Origin of the sequence: Acinetobacter proteolyticus (assembly GCF_000367945.1) — a bacterium.
Taxonomy (GTDB): domain Bacteria; phylum Pseudomonadota; class Gammaproteobacteria; order Pseudomonadales; family Moraxellaceae; genus Acinetobacter; species Acinetobacter proteolyticus.
The window spans coordinates 223,549-243,082 of record NZ_KB849177.1; the positions used below are offsets into that span (position 1 = coordinate 223,549).

At 41.4% G+C, this 19,534-nt stretch carries 19 protein-coding genes; 12 read left to right on the forward strand and 7 right to left on the reverse strand.

The genetic code is table 11. The annotated features are described in order from the left end of the window. The first annotated feature begins 11 nt into the window (after positions 1-11). Positions 12-1,394 (forward strand): amino acid permease, encoded by a 1,383-nt coding sequence (locus tag F993_RS18580; RefSeq protein ID WP_032812304.1) that lies wholly within the window; start codon positions 12-14, stop codon positions 1,392-1,394. Positions 1,395-1,448: 54 nt separating this feature from the next. On the opposite strand, the gene F993_RS18575 is transcribed toward F993_RS18580, so the two are convergent. Then, positions 1,449-1,898 carry an SRPBCC family protein gene (locus tag F993_RS18575; protein WP_004652126.1) on the reverse strand — a complete coding sequence of 150 codons (450 nt, stop codon included), beginning with the start codon at positions 1,896-1,898 and terminating at the stop codon, positions 1,449-1,451. 356 nt (positions 1,899-2,254) lie between these two features. On the opposite strand from F993_RS18575, the gene F993_RS18570 reads away from it, so the two are divergent. The 6 genes from F993_RS18570 to blp2 all read left to right on the forward strand — a co-directional run bounded on the left by F993_RS18570 (position 2,255) and on the right by blp2 (position 10,586). Further along, positions 2,255-3,286 carry a substrate-binding domain-containing protein gene (locus tag F993_RS18570; RefSeq protein WP_004652127.1) on the forward strand — a complete coding sequence of 344 codons (1,032 nt, stop codon included), beginning with the start codon at positions 2,255-2,257 and terminating at the stop codon, positions 3,284-3,286. 99 nt (positions 3,287-3,385) lie between these two features. Then, positions 3,386-4,765 (forward strand): phosphate ABC transporter permease subunit PstC, encoded by a 1,380-nt coding sequence (pstC, locus tag F993_RS18565; protein WP_004652128.1) that lies wholly within the window; start codon positions 3,386-3,388, stop codon positions 4,763-4,765. After that, complete coding sequence (pstA, locus tag F993_RS18560) at positions 4,762-6,156, forward strand: phosphate ABC transporter permease PstA (protein WP_004652129.1); 1,395 nt, start codon at positions 4,762-4,764, stop codon at positions 6,154-6,156. The genes pstC and pstA overlap by 4 nt, the downstream gene beginning before the upstream one ends. A 14-nt stretch (positions 6,157-6,170) precedes the next feature. Beyond that, a complete protein-coding gene (pstB, locus tag F993_RS18555; protein WP_004652130.1) occupies positions 6,171-7,085 on the forward strand; it encodes a phosphate ABC transporter ATP-binding protein PstB in 915 nt (304 codons plus the stop codon). A gap of 143 nt (positions 7,086-7,228) precedes the next feature. Continuing rightward, the gene (sohB, locus tag F993_RS18550) at positions 7,229-8,191 is read left to right on the forward strand and encodes a protease SohB (protein WP_004652131.1); all 963 of its coding nucleotides are present in this window, start codon (positions 7,229-7,231) and stop codon (positions 8,189-8,191) included. Positions 8,192-8,441: 250 nt separating this feature from the next. After that, positions 8,442-10,586 (forward strand): Ig-like repeat protein Blp2, encoded by a 2,145-nt coding sequence (blp2, locus tag F993_RS18545; RefSeq protein WP_004652132.1) that lies wholly within the window; start codon positions 8,442-8,444, stop codon positions 10,584-10,586. Between the two features lie 25 nt (positions 10,587-10,611). On the opposite strand, the gene F993_RS18540 is transcribed toward blp2, so the two are convergent. Both F993_RS18540 and F993_RS18535 read right to left on the reverse strand, forming a co-directional pair. Beyond that, on the reverse strand, positions 10,612-11,250 hold the full coding sequence (locus F993_RS18540) for a DUF2238 domain-containing protein (protein ID WP_004652133.1): 639 nt from the start codon (positions 11,248-11,250) through the stop codon (positions 10,612-10,614). 38 nt (positions 11,251-11,288) lie between these two features. Continuing rightward, positions 11,289-11,639 carry a hypothetical protein gene (locus F993_RS18535; protein WP_004652134.1) on the reverse strand — a complete coding sequence of 117 codons (351 nt, stop codon included), beginning with the start codon at positions 11,637-11,639 and terminating at the stop codon, positions 11,289-11,291. Positions 11,640-11,900: 261 nt separating this feature from the next. Between F993_RS18535 and F993_RS18530 the strand changes: the two genes are divergently transcribed. Then, complete coding sequence (locus F993_RS18530; RefSeq protein ID WP_004652135.1) at positions 11,901-12,305, forward strand: hypothetical protein; 405 nt, start codon at positions 11,901-11,903, stop codon at positions 12,303-12,305. Here F993_RS18530 and rsmD read toward each other — a convergent pair. Together rsmD and mrdA are read right to left on the reverse strand one after the other, a co-directional pair. Next, positions 12,302-12,850: a 16S rRNA (guanine(966)-N(2))-methyltransferase RsmD gene (gene rsmD / locus F993_RS18525; RefSeq protein ID WP_004652136.1), complete on the reverse strand. Its 549-nt coding sequence runs from the start codon at positions 12,848-12,850 to the stop codon at positions 12,302-12,304. The genes F993_RS18530 and rsmD overlap by 4 nt on opposite strands. After that, positions 12,850-14,889 (reverse strand): penicillin-binding protein 2, encoded by a 2,040-nt coding sequence (gene mrdA / locus F993_RS18520; protein ID WP_004652137.1) that lies wholly within the window; start codon positions 14,887-14,889, stop codon positions 12,850-12,852. Before mrdA ends, rsmD begins: the two co-directional genes overlap by 1 nt. 239 nt (positions 14,890-15,128) lie before the next feature. Here mrdA and F993_RS18515 point away from each other — a divergent pair, with 239 nt between their 5' ends. The 4 genes from F993_RS18515 to F993_RS18500 all read left to right on the forward strand — a co-directional run bounded on the left by F993_RS18515 (position 15,129) and on the right by F993_RS18500 (position 18,006). After that, positions 15,129-15,647 carry a hypothetical protein gene (locus F993_RS18515; protein ID WP_004652139.1) on the forward strand — a complete coding sequence of 173 codons (519 nt, stop codon included), beginning with the start codon at positions 15,129-15,131 and terminating at the stop codon, positions 15,645-15,647. 61 nt (positions 15,648-15,708) lie between these two features. Then, positions 15,709-17,022 (forward strand): DUF445 domain-containing protein, encoded by a 1,314-nt coding sequence (locus F993_RS18510; protein WP_004652140.1) that lies wholly within the window; start codon positions 15,709-15,711, stop codon positions 17,020-17,022. A gap of 83 nt (positions 17,023-17,105) precedes the next feature. Beyond that, positions 17,106-17,759 (forward strand): adenylate kinase, encoded by a 654-nt coding sequence (gene adk / locus F993_RS18505; protein ID WP_004652141.1) that lies wholly within the window; start codon positions 17,106-17,108, stop codon positions 17,757-17,759. 61 nt (positions 17,760-17,820) lie between these two features. Further along, entirely contained in the window at positions 17,821-18,006 is a 186-nt protein-coding gene (locus tag F993_RS18500; RefSeq protein ID WP_004652142.1) for a hypothetical protein, read from the forward strand. Here the strand turns inward: F993_RS18500 and nth are convergent. Further along, positions 18,003-18,689 (reverse strand): endonuclease III, encoded by a 687-nt coding sequence (gene nth, locus F993_RS18495; RefSeq protein WP_004652143.1) that lies wholly within the window; start codon positions 18,687-18,689, stop codon positions 18,003-18,005. The genes F993_RS18500 and nth overlap by 4 nt on opposite strands. After that, positions 18,690-19,523, reverse strand: coding sequence for an RnfABCDGE type electron transport complex subunit B (locus F993_RS18490; protein WP_081401961.1), 834 nt, complete (start codon positions 19,521-19,523; stop codon positions 18,690-18,692). Between the last annotated feature and the right edge of the window lie 11 nt (positions 19,524-19,534).

Genomic DNA, 19,534 nt, shown 5'->3' on the forward strand with positions numbered 1-19,534 from the left:
GAGATAACATGATGGATGTAAACAATAAACATGAGTTAAAACAAGGATTGTCCAATCGGCATATCCAGCTGATTGCACTAGGTGGTGCGATTGGGACAGGATTATTCTTGGGGCTGTCACAAACCATCAAACTGGCAGGACCCTCTATTTTATTAGGTTATGCGATTGCTGGTGTGATCGCTTTTTTAATTATGCGCCATTTAGGAGAAATGGTGGTTGAAGAACCCGTGAGTGGTTCATTTAGTTATTTTGCCAATAAATACTGGGGCCGCATGGCAGGCTTTATGTCGGGCTGGAATTATTGGGTACTGTATGTGTTGGTCAGTATGGCTGAACTAAGTGCCATCGGGACCTTTATTCAATTTTGGTGGCCAGACGTGCCCACATGGCTGACTGCCTTGGTGTTCTTTGTACTGATTAATGCTATTAATCTGGTCAATGTCCGATTCTTTGGTGAGTCCGAATTTCTGTTCTCCTGCATTAAGATTGTTGCGATTTTAAGTATGATCGGTTTTGGTGCTTATTTATTGCTTTCTGGTTCTGCGGGTCCACAAGCGGGTATTGCCAATTTATGGCAACACGGGGGCTTCTTTCCACATGGCACGCACGGCTTTATTATGGCGCTTGCTGTGATTATGTTTGCCTTTGGTGGGCTTGAACTGATCGGGATTGCCGCGGCAGAAACCAAAAATCCTGAAACCACCATTCCTAAGGCGGTGAATCAGATTGTGTACCGTATTTTGATTTTCTATATCGGTGCAATCGGAATTTTACTCTGTCTTTATCCGTGGAATATGGTGGCGGAAGGGGGCAGCCCTTTTGTATTGATCTTCCAGTCTTTGAATAGTAATGGGGTTGCCAATGTCCTCAATTTTGTGGTGTTGATTGCAGCGGTTTCTGTTTATAACAGTTGTATTTATTGTAATAGTCGTATGTTGCATGGCTTGGCCGAACAGGGTAATGCACCTGCGATATTGAAAAAAGTGAATGCGCGAGGAATTCCAGTACCTGCGGCGATTGTCTCTGCTTCGGTCACGGCGGTCTGTGTGTTGGTCAACTATTTAATTCCGGGTGAAGCCTTTCAGTTATTCATGATGCTGGTGGTTGCGGCACTGGTGATTAACTGGTTAATGATTTCCGTCACCCATTTGAAATTTAATAAAGCAATGCGCCTGAAACAACATCAGACTAAATTTAAAAGCATCTGGAGCCCATGGAGTAATTATCTCACCATCAGCTTTGTCTGCTTTATTTTGATTATTATGGCGATGACCCCAGATATGCGTCTGGCTGTTATTCTCGGACCGATCTGGCTGGCGATTTTAGCGGCGATGTATGTCTTTAAGTACCGAAAAAAAATATTGGTTCTGCCCGAAGCACAGTCCAATCTTTAAATCAGAAAAGGCACAGCAATGTGCCTTTTTTTATTGCATCGATGTTGTATTGATCTAGAAGGGTGGAAACTTGTCCTGAACCAGATTGAGTTGGATTCCATGTTCTAAATAGGCTTTCAAACTATCTACGACGGTGGTGAAGCCACCCGTATTATCAATAATAAAGGCAATTAGCTCATCGCCTTGTAAGGGGATATTATAATTTTGAATTCTGAGATAGGTTTGATTGTCATTAATCGCTTCAAAGATGAAATCAACCGTACTGCTCGGTTCGCCCCACTGAATCTGAATCAATTCATTGGTAATGATTTTTGCGACCGTTACGTTTGTCGAAACTTGGTATTTTTCCCAAGTCCATTCAACCGTTTTTCCTTGTTTAAGTGGCGCTGTTGCTGAACTAAACCAAAATTTTGAGGTAATTTCTGGATCAATAAATGCTTCAAAAACGCTGTGGACCGGTTTACGAATCAGCATTTGTGTTTCAATGATGACAGGATTTAGCATTGTATCTGTTCTTTTTGATAGGGAATTGTCATAAAACATATATAAACTGGTTGCTCTGCCCAAGATGCTTTTTGTTAAGCTGAATGAGCGAGTGTTCTTTTAAATTTCATAAAATTCAATATTTAAATGTTATTTTCTGAGTGTAATAGAGTTCCGAGCTGCAAAAAATAAAGCAGAAAATATGACTTTATGACCAATAATTTTCTAAAAATTGAGCTTAAGAAATGGCTATCACAAAAGCGTCATAAAGTTGTCACTTAATTGTCATATTATCTGCTCAAAATGCAGTTAACCAAAGTACAACACTTAACTTAAAAAGAGTTGTAAACCAAATTGCATAAATGAGAGAAAACAGAATGCGCTTAAATCCACGTCACATCGCAATTGCATTAGCTGTATCTGGGGCAACTGTAGCAACGACTGCAAATGCAGCTCGTGATACGATTCAAATTGCTGGTTCATCTACTGTATTACCATTTGCAAGTATTGTTGCTGAAGAGTTTGGCAACACATTCCCACAGTTCAAAGCACCGGTTGTTGGTTCAGGTGGTACGGGCGGTGGTTTGAAGCAATTCTGTCAAGGTGTAGGGGATAACACCATCGACATCGCAAATGCTTCTCGTCAAATTAAAGACACAGAACTTGATGCATGTAAAAAATCTGGCGTAAACCAAGTACAAGAAATTAAAGTCGGTTATGACGGTATCGTATTTGCATCAAACGTTAAAAAAGCAGCGTATAAATTAAAGCCAGTACATGTATTTACTGCATTATCTGCACAGCTTCCTTCAAATGGTAAATTAGTTCCAAACCCATATACAACTTGGAACCAAATCGATAAATCATTACCAAATGAGCCGATCACTTTAGTTATTCCTGCCTCTAACCACGGTACGCGTGAAGTTTTCCAAGAGAAAATGGTTGATGCGGGTTGTGAAGCATTTGATTACTACAAAGCTTTAAGCAAAGATGATCAAAAGAAAGCATGTTCAACTTTCCGTAAAGATGGTCGTGTGATTGAAATTGCGGGTGACTATACTGAAACTTTAGCGCGCTTGAAAACATCTCCAAATGCAGTCGGTGTATTTGGTTTAGGTTTCTATGATTCAAACCGCGATAAATTACGTGTAGCAACTGTAAACGGTGTGACTCCATCAGAAAAAACAGTATTGGATGGTAGCTACCTTGTTTCACGTCCATTGTTCTTCTACGTGAAAGGCGAGCACTTGAAATCAATCAAAGGCTTACCACAATACACAGAATTTTTCTTAAACAAGAAAATTTCTGGTAAAGGTTCTAAATTAGAAAAAGCGGGCTTGATTCCTTTAAGCGACAAAGAACGCGCAAAAATCCTAGCTGATTTCAAAGCAGGTAAATCAGTTAAGTAATATTGTTAAAAGGGAGGCTGGTGAGACGTTGGATCATCAGCCTTTTTGTCTAGCTAAGTTTTTTCAAATCATGAAAATTGAGAAAACAGTGGAGATTACATGAATCTGCTACTTATCGGTGTGTTATTAGCCCTTGTGGCAATTGCATATCAAATCGGGCTGAGTAAAAGCCGTAACCTAGCAGGTAAGGGAAATAACTCAGCAACACTACATTCTCGTCCAGGATATTATGGGGCGTTGGTTGCTTTGTGGTGTGGTATTCCTGCTTTTTTAATTTTGATTATTTGGAATTTGGTTGAACCAAGTATTTTACAACATATTATTTTCAATAATATTCCTGCATCTGTAAGCTCGACCTTAGATGCAGCAGGCCGTGATGTTTTAACCAGTCGAGTGCAAGCCATTGCGTCTGGTTTCGGGGTAACAGATCAGCCAGCAGCATATGAAGTTGCAGCAGCACAACAACTTGCTAAATTCCAGACCATTGGTTCATTTGCAAAACTTGCAGTGGTGATTAGTGCTGGACTGGCGGGTTTAGTTTGGGCAAAACGTCATGTGAGCCAACAGTTCCGTGCACGTAACCAAGTCGAAAAAACCATTAATGTTGCTTTGATCTTATGTTCTGGTGTCGCAATTTTGACAACAATCGGTATTGTTTTATCGATGTTAAGAGAAGCATTACACTTTTTTCATTTTGTGAGTCCAGTTGATTTCTTTTTTGGTACCGAATGGAATCCAGGTTTTAGCACCTCAGGAAATGCAGAAGGTAGTTACGGTATCTTACCGCTGATTTGGGGAACCTTAATGGTGAGTGGTATCGCATTATTAGTTGCGGTGCCGATTGGCTTGTTGGTTGCGATTTATCTGGCTGAATATGCATCGCCAAGATTGCGTTCTTGGGCAAAACCAGCGATTGAAGTTTTGGCGGGAATTCCAACCATCGTTTATGGCGTATTTGCCTTAATGGTGATTGGTCCATTCTTCAAAATGGTGGGTGAAAGTGTTGGTATCAATATTAATGCGACCAGTGCACTCACCGCAGGTTTTGTGATGGGGATTATGATTATCCCATTCGTTTCTTCATTGTCTGATGACATCATTACTCAGGTGCCTCGCGCATTACGCGATGGTTCTTTGGGCCTAGGTGCAACCAAATCAGAAACCATTCGTCAAGTGGTATTGCCTGCTGCCTTACCAGGGATTACAGGTGCATTTTTGCTTGCCGTATCCCGTGCAGTGGGTGAGACCATGATTGTGGTGCTTGCAGCAGGGAACAGTCCATTGTTGCATGCAAATCCATTTGAAGCAGTTTCAACAGTAACCGTCACGATTGTGAAGCAATTAACGGGGGATACTGACTTTGCCAGCCCGCAAGCACTGGTGGCATTTGCCCTTGGTTTAACGCTGTTTGTGATTACTTTGGGTCTAAACATTATTGCACTGTACATCGTGCGTAAATATCGTGAGCAATACGAATGAGTTCATCAAATACATCTCCTCTGGATCCGAACCTATTGGATCCTCAAGTAGCTGCTGAACAACGTGAGCAGCGTAAAAGAAAGATCCAAAGTTCTTTGGCTAAGCGTCATCGTAAAGAAAAAACCTTTCGCTTTGCAGGTATCTCGGCGGTTGTGATCGCGCTGGCATTTGTTGCCTTACTATTTGGTAGTATCTTGGCGAAAGGTCTGCCTGCTTTTTGGCAAAGCAGTATTACAGTTCCTGTTTATTTTGATCCTGCGATCATTAATGTTGGGGCGAAGCCAAAACAAACAGCAGGTGAAACTCCAGCTCACTTTGAAGAGCGCATGGTCGCTTGGCAAACTGAAATGGGGATGGTGGATTGGGATGCCTTGATCGTAAATGGCATTGTCGCTAAAAATAAAGCATTAGAGTCTCAACGTGATTATCTCAGCAGTTTATACACCAGTTCTGAAGCATACCGTTTGCGTGATATGGTGCTTAAAAACCCCGCACTGATTGGAAGCAAGGAAGAGATTAAATTCTTAGCCGACGCCAATATAGATGTCTGGTTAGCAGGTAATATTGATCGTAGTTTGCCAGATGATCAGCAACAACTCGAACCAGAAGTACGTCAACTTGCAGATCAGTTAAAAGCGGAAGGAATTATTAAAAGTACCTTCAACACCAACTTGTTCTTTAGCCCAGATTCTCGTAGTTCACCTGCAACCAGTGGTTTAGCCGGCGCATTCATGGGGTCATTATTCATGATGATGATCGTGATTGTGATTTCGATTCCAATTGGTGTTGCGAGTGCAATTTATCTTGAAGAGTTCGCACCAAAGAACATGATGACGGATATTATTGAAGTCAACATCAACAACTTGGCTGCTGTTCCTTCGATTGTGTTTGGTTTATTAGGTGCTGCAATCTTTATTGGCTGGATGCAATTGCCATTATCAGCACCTTTGGTCGGTGGTTTGGTTCTGAGCTTAATGACCTTGCCTACAGTGATTATCACGACTCGTGCATCGCTAAAAGCAGTTCCACCTTCGATCCGCCAAGCCGCTTTGGGTTTAGGTGCGTCGAAAGTACAAACCATTTTTCATCATGTATTACCGTTGGCGTTACCGGGCATTATGACAGGTGCGATCATTGGGGTTGCACATGCATTAGGTGAAACTGCACCATTGCTTCTAATCGGGATGAGCGCTTTCGTTGCAAGCGTGCCGACAACACCACTCGATCAAGCGACAGCATTGCCAGTACAAGTTTATTTATGGCAAGGTAATGAATTACGTAATTTCTTCGAAGGACGTACTGCAGCAGCGATTATTGTGTTACTAGCGTTAATGATTGGTTTGAATAGCCTTGCCATTTGGCTCCGTAAGAAATTTGAAGTGCGTTGGTAATTGAGGAGAGTACAATGAATACGATTGATATTATGAACGCCGTAGAAAAGGATAAATCAGTGAATCCACAGCAAAAAGAATTTACGTCATCTGAAGCGCAAGTTCAGCAATCAAATACTGCATTTGTCTCTCAGTTTGAAACGGCTTCTTCAAATAAAAAGCCAAAAACCAGTGAAGTAAAAATCAGTACTAAAGATGTTCATGTTTACTATGGTGAAACTGAGGCAATCAAAGGAATTGATCTTGATGTTTACCAAAATGAAGTGATTGCATTCATTGGCCCATCAGGTTGTGGTAAATCGACATTCTTGCGGACCTTAAATCGTATGAATGACACCATTGATAGCTGCCGGGTGACGGGTAAGGTAACTTTAGATAATCAAGATATCTATGATCCAAACCTTGATGTAGTGTTATTGCGTGCGCAAGTCGGGATGGTGTTCCAAAAACCAAACCCATTCCCGAAATCAATTTTTGACAATGTTGCTTATGGTCCGAAATTGCATGGTTTGGCGCGTGACAAATATGACCTAGAAGAAATCGTGGAAAACAGCTTGCGTAAAGCAGGTTTATGGGACGAGGTCAAAGATCGTTTGAGTCAACCAGGTACGGGCTTGTCTGGTGGTCAGCAACAACGTTTATGTATTGCACGTACTATTGCCGTGAGTCCAGAAGTAATCTTGATGGATGAACCGTGTTCGGCACTCGATCCAATTGCGACCGCAAAAATTGAAGAATTAATCTCAGAATTGTCTGAACAATTCACCATTGCAATCGTCACCCACTCAATGCAGCAAGCGGCGCGTGTCTCTGACCGTACAGCTTATTTCCATTTGGGTGACTTGATTGAAGTGAACTCGACTGAAAAAGTGTTTACCCAACCAGACCATCAGTTGACTGAAGCGTATATTACAGGTCGTTTTGGTTAATTTCTCGATCTAATAAAAGAGCCTAAGGGCTCTTTTTATTTATATAAATGAAAATGAATCTATTTTGCAAAATCGCTATTGAATTTTTATTGAGCAGACCACATCTTAGATGAATAACGCCGAACTTATAGAGCATACACTTCATGTTATTCCATTTACCTAAGTTTCCTGCTGAAATTCGTATTAGTCATCTCAATGCGCGTGTGAATGAACAAAGAAAAAGAATTGCGCAAACCACAGCATCTCGTTTGGAATTATTGCAACTTGTTCAACAACTTTCCAAAGAAGCCAAGATCCGCAAAAAGAATGATCAAAAAATCTATGTCCTCGACTTTAAAGGCGATGTCCAAGCTTCTGCCGTAGATACCATTCGTGAAGAAATTACCTTGATTTTAGCGACTGCTAAAGCTGGACATGACCGTGTGGTAGTGCGTTTAGAAAGTCCAGGTGGCATGGTACATGGCTATGGTCTGGCAGCTGCTCAATTGGTTCGATTACGTGATGCAGGTTTTAATGTCACCATCTGTGTTGACAAGGTTGCTGCAAGTGGCGGCTATATGATGGCATGTATTGCCAATGAAATTATATCTGCGCCTTTTGCTGTCGTTGGTTCGATTGGTGTGGTCGCGCAAGTGCCAAATTTCAATCGTTTATTAAAGCAGCACAATGTTGATTTTGAGCTGTATACAGCAGGTGAGTATAAACGTACAGTCACTATGTTTGGTGAAAACACCCCAGAAGGAAAGGCCAAGTTTGAACAAGAATTGCAGCAAACCCATTCTTTATTTAAACATTTTGTTGAAAAATATCGTCCTCAACTTGATGTTGCTAAAGTCGCAACAGGTGAGCATTGGTATGGTGAAGATGCCCGTGAACTGAACTTGGTAGATAAGTTGCAAACTTCGGATGAATATCTATTAGGCTTGTTACCAAAGCATGATATCTATGTGATTAATACGCGTAAACGCCCAACTTTTGGTGAGAAGCTTGGTCTGCAGGCCGCTCAAATGGCAGAGAATTTGATTCCTACTGTTATGAACAAAATTACAGATAGTCTGGCAAAGGCAAACAGTACATTGGTCCAAATGCGTGATCCAAAATTCTAATGATTGGAACTGTAAAATGATCTTGAAAACCAGCCTATATGGCTGGTTTTTTATGTGCCTTCCTGCTGATTTCTGTGAAAATTTTTGGCTGGATTTGAACATTTGGTGAATTAAACAAACATGACAAAACTTCTGATAGAAGAGATTGTAGTCATATCAATCATTTGATATTTTAACTGCAAGATGAATTACTTAATTATTCATTAATCGAAGAATTATTTAAAAATATAATTGATAAGTGAGCATAATAATGACAAGAGTCGTTGTTTTTTCAAAGAAAAACTCGAATATCCTACAAGATGCACAACTAAAAAGTGTGGTTTTAGACCAGCCTTCGATCGTACAGATGGGTGTAAATCAAGCCGATATTAAATCCATGATCAAGCAAGGTAATGATCTTGTCATTACACTAAAAAATGGTGAAAAGATTGTTGTTAGTGGTTTCTATAGTGATGACAATCTAACCGAACACAGCCTAGCACTCGTAAAAGAGGATGGCACTTATGCAGTCGCAGAGTTTGATGATTCAGGGAAATTTGTTCGTTATGCCCCAGCGTCCTCATTGACGCAATTTGCGTATACTGATGCAGTTACTACATCAGTTTCTCAGTCTCAAAATGTGGATCATGATTCTGCGATTAGTAAATCCCAATTATGGAAAGTCGGTTTGGCTGCTTTAGTTGCAGAAGGTGTGTATTTATGGGCAGTAAAAGATGATGATGACGATAAAAATAAAAGTAGTAACCAACCGATTGATATAACACCACCAGCGACACCGACAGCAAATTTGGGTACAGATACACAAACCATTACGGGTAAAACCGAAGCGAAGGCCAAAATCGAAATTAAGGATGCTGCGGGGAAAGTGATTGCAACCACTCAAGCTGATGCCGAAGGAAACTTTACAATTAAATTAGATCAACCTCTCGTCAATGGTGGCAAAGTGAGCGTGACTGCGATTGATGCTTCGGGGAATGCTTCTAAAGCAACTGTCGTGACGGGTAATAAAGATACCATTGCACCCGATGCTCCGACAGCACAACTGAATGCAGATGGCACAATTGTTACAGGCAAGGCAGAAGCCAATGCCAAAGTCTCGATTTATGATGCAGATGGCAAGCTATTGGGTAGCGTGATCGCGAATAAAGAGGGACTGTACTCGATAAAAGTTTCACCGGCTTTAACCAGTGAGAAAGGCGGGACGGTTGTCGCTGAAGATGCAGCCGAAAATAAATCGACACCGTCTAAAGTGATTGCTGGAAAAGATACACTAGCGCCAGATCAACCTTTTGTGGATGTGAATAAGGAGGGTTCCTCAATTCAAGGTCGAGCCGAGGCGAATAGCAAGGTACAAATTAAAGATGTAGATGGAAAAATCATTGGCAGCGGAGTCACAGATGCGCAGGGTAAATTTCAGATTACACTTTCACCTGCATTAGCCACAGATAAAAAAGCAACCATCATTGTAGAAGATGCTGCTGGCAACCAGTCCAAGCCACTGGAGATTACTGCTGGGAAAGACAGCATTGCACCAGATAAAGCTGTTGCTGAAATCAATGCAGCAGGTGATTCGGTGACAGGTACAGCAGAAGCAAATACTAAAATTGAAATTAGAAGTGCAGATGGGAAAACGCTGTATGGTTCAGGTACTGTGGGTGCGGATGGAAAATTTAGCATTACTTTATCATCGGCTTTAACCGATAAAAATGTAGGTAAAGTCTATATCATTGATGCTGCAGGGAACCGTTCCGATGCGTTTGATGTGGTCGGAACAAAAGATACCATTGCGCCGAATAAACCTATTTTGCAAACCGTGATGGATGATGTTGGCGCGGTAAAAGGGGCGATCGCGGCGGGAGGTGATACTGATGATACCAAACCGACTTTAGCCGGTGTAGGGGAAGCAAAAACGGTTCTGACGATTTATGACAATGGTCAACCGATTGGTACGGTAACAGTCGGGGATAATGGCAGATGGAGTTTTGAAATTAAGCAGGATTTGAGTGTAGGGGCGCATAAAATCACCTTAACCCTGACTGACGCAGCTGGGAATATTAGTGAAGCGAGTGATGCGTTTAGTTTTAATGTAGTCGCACCTGTAGTAAAAGCCTCTTTGGCCGATACGGTTGATTTGGATGCCTTACAAACCCAGCAAGTTGAACCCGTTTCTGAATCGACCAGCATTGAGAAACCGAGTTTAAATACCTTATTGTCCTCTTCTGAGCCTGCATCAAATCAATTGGACACTGTGTTGGATCAATTACTAGCGGGGCAGAACAGTACGCCTTCAATCAGTCAGTCCAGTCATACTGATTTACCCAATCTGGATTATGCTCAGACCATAAAAGCTGATCCTTTAGATCAGCTCGTAGCACTGCAACATTCTATTATTTAATTATGATTGCTACTAAGAAGATCGCCTATTTTTGAATAGGCGTTTTTTCTTTGAAAAGTTGGATGATCCCAATCAGCAGTGCTCCGATGGTCGCAAGGAACATGTCCTTATGCGCATCCCAGACGTCTCCTTGTTGACCATTATAGTTCTCTGCATCTTCAGGGGATAAACCGATTGCAATCCACCACTCGATCAGTTCATAGAACATGCTCGATGCCATAACGAATTGAATCACCAGTAGGAATAGGGTCAAAGATTTAGCGGTCGGTAACCAGACTTGGAAACAGCGATAAAAAAATGGATAGAGCAATAAACCGTAGGCAAAATGTACCAGTCGATCATACATATTGCGTGACCAACCCATACTCTGATTCAAGTCAAAATGAAAAAAATAGATGATCCATTGATTATAGGGCACATACGAGTAGAGGTAGTGTGCACCTAAGATATGGATGAGAAGAAAGCCCAGATAGAGACAAAAACTATAAAAACTGATGCCAATTTTTTTCATCGTGACGATGAGGGCAATCAACATCAATACGGTACCCGCTTGGTGTAATAAATAAGCTTCAAACTCAAGCGGTTGAATACTAGCGATTGCAGCCACCAGAAGCACAATTGCTAGTGCAATATAATGTTTTAAACTCAGTTGTTGTTCGATCATGCTGTATCCTAAATACAGTCAGGCAAATTTTATTGCTGTTACTCTGTGGTCGTTACCGTGATTGTTTCTTTAGGAGTAGCCACACCACCGAGTGCCTGACATGCTTGTTTATATAATTGATATTTTTGTTGTACAACTTCATCGAGCGGAATGTCAAAGAGATCTTCACCATTTTTATATTCTTCAATATAAGATGCTGCTTTGTCTTTATTGGCTGCCAATGATTGTTGATAAAAATTAGAAATAGAAGAGGTCGCTAATTCATTGGATTCAATGTTATGACATTGAAAACTTTGCAGGAGTTTTTCAGCGCGTTTTAGCTCGCTAGATTTTCCAAATAGGCAACCAGATAAGCTCACGGTGGCAATGAGCAGGAACAAAAGTTTCATGATCGAGAGAGTAGAATTTTAAAGGTGCTATTATTGTATATAAGGTGGATTTTATAAATTAATTATTTATGTCTAACACGATAAAATTTAATCTTTTTTTATTGTTCACACCTGATTGGATAAAAATTAAATAGATTCGAATTAAAAATGAAAATAAAACTCCAGAGAGTGGTTAAATATTCACCTGAAATCACTGTGTATCAAGCATAAAAATGATTTTTGGCGGTATGCTAAAGAGGGGTATCATCAGCACATCTTGTTATGCGTATTAAGTACATTCTCTTTTTTTGTTCTTTGATCAGTCTTTCTGCTGGAACCTATGCGGATGACTACGATTTTTTTGCAGAGCCGAGTGAAGATACCGAACACATGTTTGATGCTGCTTATCCTGAAATGAAAACAGCATATTCAGTTTTGCATAATCAATTTTTTCAAAATGAGCGTTGGCGAGTCTATAACTATACAGCTTATCAAACCAATCAGTTTAATCATAAGATGTTGACAGGCGATACCACCAGCCTGTCACTGGATGATTTTTCGATTTCAGTTGGTTATGGCATGATGTACCAGTTGAACCAGACCAATCGAATTGGCTATGAATATTTGTCCAGTTTTCCTTTTGACCGTGGGCAATTGATTCGATTTTTCTGGTTGCGAATTTTTTAACTGACTTTTTGATATAGACCTGCTCGGACTAGACCAGCTTTAGTCTCTTTAATTTTCTGCCAAGTATGAGGCAGGGTGAGCTGAGACAAATCTCGATCTGCTTCCACATAAATATAAGCATGGTTTGCAATCATCGGGTCAGCGAGTTCAGCCAACTCTTGCCATAAATCCAGACTATACGGTGGATCAAGAAACACCACGTCAAAATTTGAGTTTAATTTCTTTAAAGTTTGCTGTGCTGTTGCGACATGCAGTTGGCAATTTTCGGCTTTTAACAGCCGAATATTGTCTTTTAAAACTTTGGCTTGTGTTGGATTCGGTTCAATCATGACCACCTTGGCAGCCCCACGAGAAAGTGCTTCAAAACCCAATGCACCCGAACCACTGCACAAATCTAAAACCTGAGCATTTTGAATGTCCCACATCAACCAGTTAAATAAGGTTTCACGGACACGATCTGGTGTAGGACGTAAACCGTCAATACTGGCAAAGGGTAAAAAACGGCGTTTCCATTCTCCCCCAATAATCCGTAATTGATTTTTCATTATTCTGTGACTCCATCTGCAGGTTGAGCAGCCGCTGTCGGCACGACAGGTGTAGACGCTGGAACGGATGAAGCGGCGGGTGTAGAAGCCGCTTGACTATTCGGTGTTGTCGTTGTGGCAATGCTGTTGCTTGGCAGTTCACCAGGTTTAATGCCTGCGGTCATTAAACCACCACTGACTTGATGGCTGGCAGGGCGCAGAGGATTCTTTTTACGGGTCACTAGCCAATAGTCAAAAATTGGACGTGCCAGTTGAGCCGCTGAACCACCGTGCTTACCATTTTCCCAAACCACAGCAATCGCAATTTCAGGATTATCGGCAGGAGCAAAACCAACGAATAGGCCATGATCCCATTGTCTCGAAGAAAGTGCTGCTTCGTTATAGCGTTTACCTTGGGCAATACTTTTGACTTGGGCTGTTCCTGTTTTACCTGCGATTGAATATTGCAAGCCACCTTTAATGCCACGACCTGTCCCAGATTGAATGACATCTACCATTGCAGCATGCATGTTGATCCAATCTTGTTCTGTACCATTAAAGTTAATTTTGCCATCAGGTGCATTGTGGACGCTAAATTTTTTAGCGCCCTTCGTTTCTCTTAAAACATGTGGAGTGACATGTGAGCCTTTATTGGCTGTGATCGCTGTCGCCATGGCGAGCTGTAAAGGTGTAGAGGTAAATGCCCCTTGCCCGATACTGACTGAAATGGTTTCACCTTTTAGCCATTTCGATTTACGCGTTCTCATTTTCCATTCAGGACTCGGGTAGAGACCTGTGCTTTCACTTGGTAAATCAACCCCAGTTTTTTCACCAAAGCCAAATTGACGCATCCAGTCATTCATTTTTTCAATGCCCATACGATAAGACAGGACATAGAAATAGGTATCGCAAGATACAATTTGTGCTTTATGCATGTTTACCGAGCCATGACCCGTCTTCTTATGGTCACGGAAGCGGTGACTATCACCAGGCAAGGAGAAATAACCAGGATCGGAAATTGCTGTGCTCCAATCAACAAGACCATAATGAATCCCCCCTAAACCAAACATTGGTTTAATGGTCGAGCCTGGTGGGTATGCTCCTTGAACCGCACGGTTGTAGAGAGGTTGATCAAGGTTGTCTCGAAGTCCGCTATAGTCTTTGGAACTAATCCCTGTCACGAAAAGGTTGGGATTAAAACTTGGGCTAGAGACTAAAGCGAGGATTTCACCTGTACGTGGGTCCATCGCGACAATCGCACCGCGACGATCTGCCAATTGTTGTGCTGCAATGGTTTGTAGACCATAATCAAGTGATAAATACAGATCATTACCACGTGCTGGATTTTGGCGACCTAAATTACGCAAAACATTACCGTGAGCATCGGCTTCGACAGATTCATAGCCAGGTGTTCCATGCAACAGGTCTTCATAACTTTTTTCGACCCCAATTTTACCAATCAGGTTTGTTCCTGCGTATAAATCCTTATCAATAGACTTGAGTTCTTTATCATTGATACGACCAACATAACCAATTACATGTGCAAACAATTCACCATGCGGATAGTATCGGGTCATTTGAGTTTCAATTTTGACCCCAGGAAAGGCATATTTCACTTCACTGAATTTGGCAATATCAGCTTCAGTCAAGTTTAACTTGATCGCAAGGCGTTCGGTTTTACGCGCAGTTTTGACACGGCTTTTAAAGCGGTCAACATCATCTTGGGTTAAACCCAGAATGGGAATGAGACGAGTAATGGTGTCATCAATATCGTTGACATCGGCACGGCTCAGTGTGGCGGTAAACACAGGATAGTTATCAGCCAACAATACGCCATTACGATCGTAGATATAACCACGCGCAGGTGCTAAAGGCTGTAAACGAATTCGGTTCTTGTCAGAGGCCGTTGTAAAGTCATCGTAATGAACAATCTGTAAATATGCATAACGACAAATCAATAAAAGTAGAAAAATCGCCACGACAAAGATTGCAAAAAAGATACGACCCTTATAAATGCGCTTTTCTTGTTGCATATTTTTTAAAGGAAAGTGCTGTTTCATAGGGTGTCGACTTAATTACAAAATGGAGAGAATACAAAGGCTACGCATTTTAACGTAAGTTGCATGATCATACTGTAGAATTTTCAACAAATCATGCAAAAGGTGCTGCGACAGTTTTTGACTTTGCAGACATTAAAATTGTATGGTCTTGTATATTAGAAGCAAAATAATTCTGTTAAAGTCACAAACAGTTTGAAATAGGATTTTCCAATACACTCTTAGGGAAAATGGAGAAAATAATGAGAAAAATTTGCCTTTTATTATCGGTTTTAACACTTACAGGTTTTGCCCATGCTGACGAAAATCCGTTTAAGCCTGAGCCTAAATTAAAAGATGCAAACGTTTCAACATGGAATGTGGGCGCCGGTTTTACCAAAAAATTATTACATGCCAATCTTGAATGGGTAAATCCTTATGGTATTGCCTATGCCAAAGCAGGGGCATTTCTGAATGATGACAATGAGCCGGGTGGGCAGGTTGGATTTCGTTATCCGTACTATTTAACTGGTACAGATAAAAATGGTTATTACCTTGGTGTATATGCGGGACATTTAGACAGTAAGAACTATGGTGGTAAACAAAAGGGCAATTTGGGTGTCGGTGCCGATCTTGCTTATGTCTGGTTGAATAGCGAGCGTATCAGCACATTTAGTGTTGGCGCCGGGGTACGCGAAAAAATTGAAGATGGAAATGGCAATACTGTGAAAAAATCAGAACCTGTCCTTCAGTTTTCTTATACCTTAAGTTTTGGTTTATAAGAGGAAATTAACGTTCATCCTTTTATAGGCCATCATGTATCAATAATTCAGAGAGTCATGCATGTTTGATTACGTCAATGAATTGTGGCAGATTTTCCTAAATCGACCTGACCATCTGGCAGTCTTGAGTATCATCCCTGTGACCGCCTTTGTAACATGGGCGCACGTATGGATGGCATTGAAAATGGTTTTCTACCCAATCAACTTTTGGGGATTCCATTTAGGACCACTACCTGTAGGTTGGCAAGGGATTGTGCCACGTAAAGCTGGACGTATTTCAGGCATTATCACCGATAATACATTATCTAAACTGGGTTCATTGCGTGAGTTTTTAGAGGCAATGGATCCTGAAGACATGGCCATGATCATCGGTGAACAAGTTGGTTTTGAGCTTGAGCATCTGATTGATGAAGTGATGATTGATCGTAATGCGGTACTCTGGGAAAACTTGCCTTATTCGATTAAACGCCGTATCTATGCACAAGCACATAAACAGTTGCCAAATACCTTAAGGGAATTAGTGACTGAGCTGACCATGAACGTCGAGTCACTGGTAGATATGCGTGAAATGGTCGTCAGTCAAATGGAAGGTGATCGCCGTTTGATGGTGCGCATGTTCCTGAAAGTCGGTCAAAAGGAAATTAACTTTATTTGGCATATCAGTGCCTTAATCGGGATGTTCTTTGGTATTTTCCAAATGATCGTCTGGTTCGTGGTGCCTTGGCACTGGACCGTTCCGTTCTGGGCTGCCATTTGGGGCTTTTTAACCAACTGGATTGCCATCTGGATGGTATTTAACCCGATTGAACCGCACTATATCCGCTACCCGCAGATTTTCCGTTTGACCAAAGACCGTAAATTTCCTTGGATTGTGCCCGTCTTGAAGATTGGAACCTATAATGTTCAAGGCGCATTTATGAAGCGTCAGGAAGAGGTTTCAGATGTATTTGCCAGTGTGGTAACTGAAGATTTAATCACCTTGAAATCGATTATGACTGAAATGATGTATGGCAGTAAAAAAGACAAAACACGTCGTATTGTCAAGCGTCATATCAATGAAATCATGGAAACTCCATTGGTCAGAACCTCATTACAGCTATCATTAGGGCCAAGAGAGTATGCTAGACTCAAGACCGACTTGATTGATCGCTCAATTGAAATTACCATGGGACCAGTATGTGACCCAGCTCTGAATGCAAGTCGCGCGCAGAAGATCTTTCAAATGTTTAGAGACCGCATCCGTGAACTAACACCGAAAGAGTTCCAGAACCTATTGCGTCCTGCGTTCCAAGAAGATGAGTGGATCTTGATTGTACTGGGTGGAGTAACTGGTTTCTTTGCTGGTTTAATTCACTTATTTGTTGCTTTCTTATAATTAATTTGATGTTGGTTGAGTGATAAGTCTGTATGATATTGCTCAATTTAAGATTTATTGTTTTTAAATGAGGATGTTCTTTTATGCGCATTATTTTACTCGGACCACCTGGGGCAGGCAAAGGTACTCAAGCTCAGTTGATCTGTAAGCGCTACAATATCCCACAAATTTCAACCGGTGATATGCTCCGTGCTGCAATTCGTGAAGGTACTGAACTTGGCTTAAAAGCGAAAAGCGTCATGGAGTCAGGTGGTTTGGTCTCTGATGAGCTGATTATTGGCTTGGTTAAAGAACGTATTGCTCAGCCTGACTGTGAAAATGGTTGTATCTTTGACGGTTTTCCACGCACGATTCCACAAGCTGAAGCATTAGAAACAGCTGGAATTAGCATTGATCACGTGATTGAGATTGCTGTACCTGACGAAGAAATCGTGCAACGTCTTTCTGGTCGTCGTCAACACCCAGCATCGGGTCGTGTTTATCACATCGTTTACAACCCACCAAAAGTGGAAGGTAAAGATGATGAAACAGGTGAAGACCTTGTTCAACGTCCAGATGATCAAGAAGAAACGATTCGTAAGCGTCTTGGCTCTTACCACAGCGAAACTGAGCAATTGGTTGGCTTCTATCAAGGTCGTGCAGCGTCTGGCGAAAATGCCCCGACCTATGACAAGTTAGATGGTTTACGTCCAATTGAAAATGTTCAAGCTGATTTATTTGCAATTTTAGATAAATAATTTAAGTTGCTGATTTTAAAAGAGCTCTGGAGATAGGGCTCTTTTTATTTGGAGAAGGCTTATGCTACTAAAAGTTGTTTTGATTTTAGTTGTAATTTTCAGCATCGTTTTATTATTATTTTTATTGTATCAAAGCCAGAGAATGCTGCGCCATGTACAACAGCAGCAAGCTTTGGAAAATAGAAAAAATGGAAAAGCACGCCAACTGCATCCAAAACTGCAGCAGCAAAAAAAACCTCAGGACTAACTGAGGTTTTTTATTGCGATGGCTTTAGTGGCGCCAAACTCAAATCGATCGGGCCAGTTGCAGACATCGGAAACAATGCATTCACCACACTTTGGTTTACGCGCAATACAGCAATAACGTCCATGCAGGATCAGCCAGTGATGGGCATCAATTATAAATTCTTTCGGGATCACTTTAATCAGACGATCTTCTACTTCTACAACATTTTTTCCAACTGCAAGACCAGTACGATTACCCACACGGAAAATATGAGTGTCGACTGCCATGGTCGGATGACCAAAGGCCGTATTGAGTACCACGTTCGCCGTTTTACGTCCAACACCTGGTAAGGCCTCTAGCTCTTTACGTGTTTCTGGAATTTGGCCTTGATATTGATCCACCAGAATTTGGCAGGTTTTAATCACGTTTTCAGCTTTAGAATTATAAAGGCCAATGGTCTTGATATATGATTTTAAACCATCAATTCCAAGGTCTAAAATGGCTTGAGCGGTATTGGCAACAGGATAGAGTTTATCGGTGGCTTTATTCACGCTCACATCAGTTGCTTGAGCAGAAAGCAATACAGCGATCAGGAGCTCAAAAGGAGAGGAGTAGTTCAGCTCGGTCTGAGGATTCGGTCTCTGTTCACGTAAACGTTCAAAAAAAGTCTGAATCTGCTTTTTGGTCATATTCTTTACGGGCATTTAGATGTCCTGCAATTCATTTAAACGTTGTTGTAAAGCAAGCAACTGTACTTGTTTGGATTCATCAGCACGGACGCTAAGCTGTTTTTCAAGCTTTTTAATTTGAGTGCGTAACTTGGCAAGTTCAATTGTGGTTTTTGCATCCAGTGCGGGACTTTCTTTGGGTTTGTCTGCTAGCGTAATCACTGGCACATTGTTTTGCGATTGTGAGAATTGAGCAAAGAACTCAATATCAATTTCTGCACGGACAATGGGCCCCTTACGGCTCAAGCGACGTTTTTCTTCGCGTTGGATATGAGCGTAATAACGATGTCTTAAATCATCCTGTTCGACGGTACGTTGTGTTGCTGTGGGTAAAGGTTTGGTATCTTCAACTAGATCAATGCAATCGACTGGACAAGGTGGAATGCATAACTCACAACCAGTGCATAGGTCTGTTAAAATACTGTGCATCAATTTGCCACTACCGATGATGGCATCGACAGGGCAGGCACTAATACATTTGGTACAGCCAATACATTCATCTTCTCGAATCACTGCTTTGATGCGTTGTGGTCGACCATCAAGTTGAACCTCCCAAACACTAGGTTCAGCTTTTAGTTGGGGGCGTTCTAACAAGACTGCCAGTGCATCTGCAACCGGTTGTCCACCAGGCACACATTTATTAGCTTCTTCGCCTTCTGCAATTGATTTTGCATAAGGTAAGCAGCCATCACGATGCCCACATAAACCACATTGCGTTTGTGGTAACAGTTGGTCGATTTGGACAATAAGCGCGTGTTGTGCAGTTGGGGACATGTATCGACAGTGAAGCAAAAACAGGGAGCTTAGTATAGCAAATAAAG

What these genes read in the sequence shown, in the direction of transcription:
- F993_RS18510 (WP_004652140.1), top strand. Translation starts at nt 15,709, where the DNA reads ATGTTTGATTACGTCAATGAATTGTGGCAGATTTTCCTAAATCGACCT.
- pstA (WP_004652129.1), top strand. Translation starts at nt 4,762, where the DNA reads ATGAGTTCATCAAATACATCTCCTCTGGATCCGAACCTATTGGATCCT.
- nth (WP_004652143.1), bottom strand. Translation starts at nt 18,689, where the DNA reads ATGCCCGTAAAGAATATGACCAAAAAGCAGATTCAGACTTTTTTTGAA.
- F993_RS18570 (WP_004652127.1), top strand. Translation starts at nt 2,255, where the DNA reads ATGCGCTTAAATCCACGTCACATCGCAATTGCATTAGCTGTATCTGGG.
- F993_RS18500 (WP_004652142.1), top strand. Translation starts at nt 17,821, where the DNA reads ATGCTACTAAAAGTTGTTTTGATTTTAGTTGTAATTTTCAGCATCGTT.
- F993_RS18580 (WP_032812304.1), top strand. Translation starts at nt 12, where the DNA reads ATGGATGTAAACAATAAACATGAGTTAAAACAAGGATTGTCCAATCGG.
- F993_RS18530 (WP_004652135.1), top strand. Translation starts at nt 11,901, where the DNA reads ATGCGTATTAAGTACATTCTCTTTTTTTGTTCTTTGATCAGTCTTTCT.
- F993_RS18540 (WP_004652133.1), bottom strand. Translation starts at nt 11,250, where the DNA reads ATGATCGAACAACAACTGAGTTTAAAACATTATATTGCACTAGCAATT.
- pstC (WP_004652128.1), top strand. Translation starts at nt 3,386, where the DNA reads ATGAATCTGCTACTTATCGGTGTGTTATTAGCCCTTGTGGCAATTGCA.
- sohB (WP_004652131.1), top strand. Translation starts at nt 7,229, where the DNA reads ATGTTATTCCATTTACCTAAGTTTCCTGCTGAAATTCGTATTAGTCAT.
- F993_RS18535 (WP_004652134.1), bottom strand. Translation starts at nt 11,639, where the DNA reads ATGAAACTTTTGTTCCTGCTCATTGCCACCGTGAGCTTATCTGGTTGC.
- mrdA (WP_004652137.1), bottom strand. Translation starts at nt 14,889, where the DNA reads ATGAAACAGCACTTTCCTTTAAAAAATATGCAACAAGAAAAGCGCATT.
- F993_RS18575 (WP_004652126.1), bottom strand. Translation starts at nt 1,898, where the DNA reads ATGCTAAATCCTGTCATCATTGAAACACAAATGCTGATTCGTAAACCG.
- adk (WP_004652141.1), top strand. Translation starts at nt 17,106, where the DNA reads ATGCGCATTATTTTACTCGGACCACCTGGGGCAGGCAAAGGTACTCAA.
- rsmD (WP_004652136.1), bottom strand. Translation starts at nt 12,850, where the DNA reads ATGAAAAATCAATTACGGATTATTGGGGGAGAATGGAAACGCCGTTTT.
- F993_RS18515 (WP_004652139.1), top strand. Translation starts at nt 15,129, where the DNA reads ATGAGAAAAATTTGCCTTTTATTATCGGTTTTAACACTTACAGGTTTT.
- blp2 (WP_004652132.1), top strand. Translation starts at nt 8,442, where the DNA reads ATGACAAGAGTCGTTGTTTTTTCAAAGAAAAACTCGAATATCCTACAA.
- pstB (WP_004652130.1), top strand. Translation starts at nt 6,171, where the DNA reads ATGAATACGATTGATATTATGAACGCCGTAGAAAAGGATAAATCAGTG.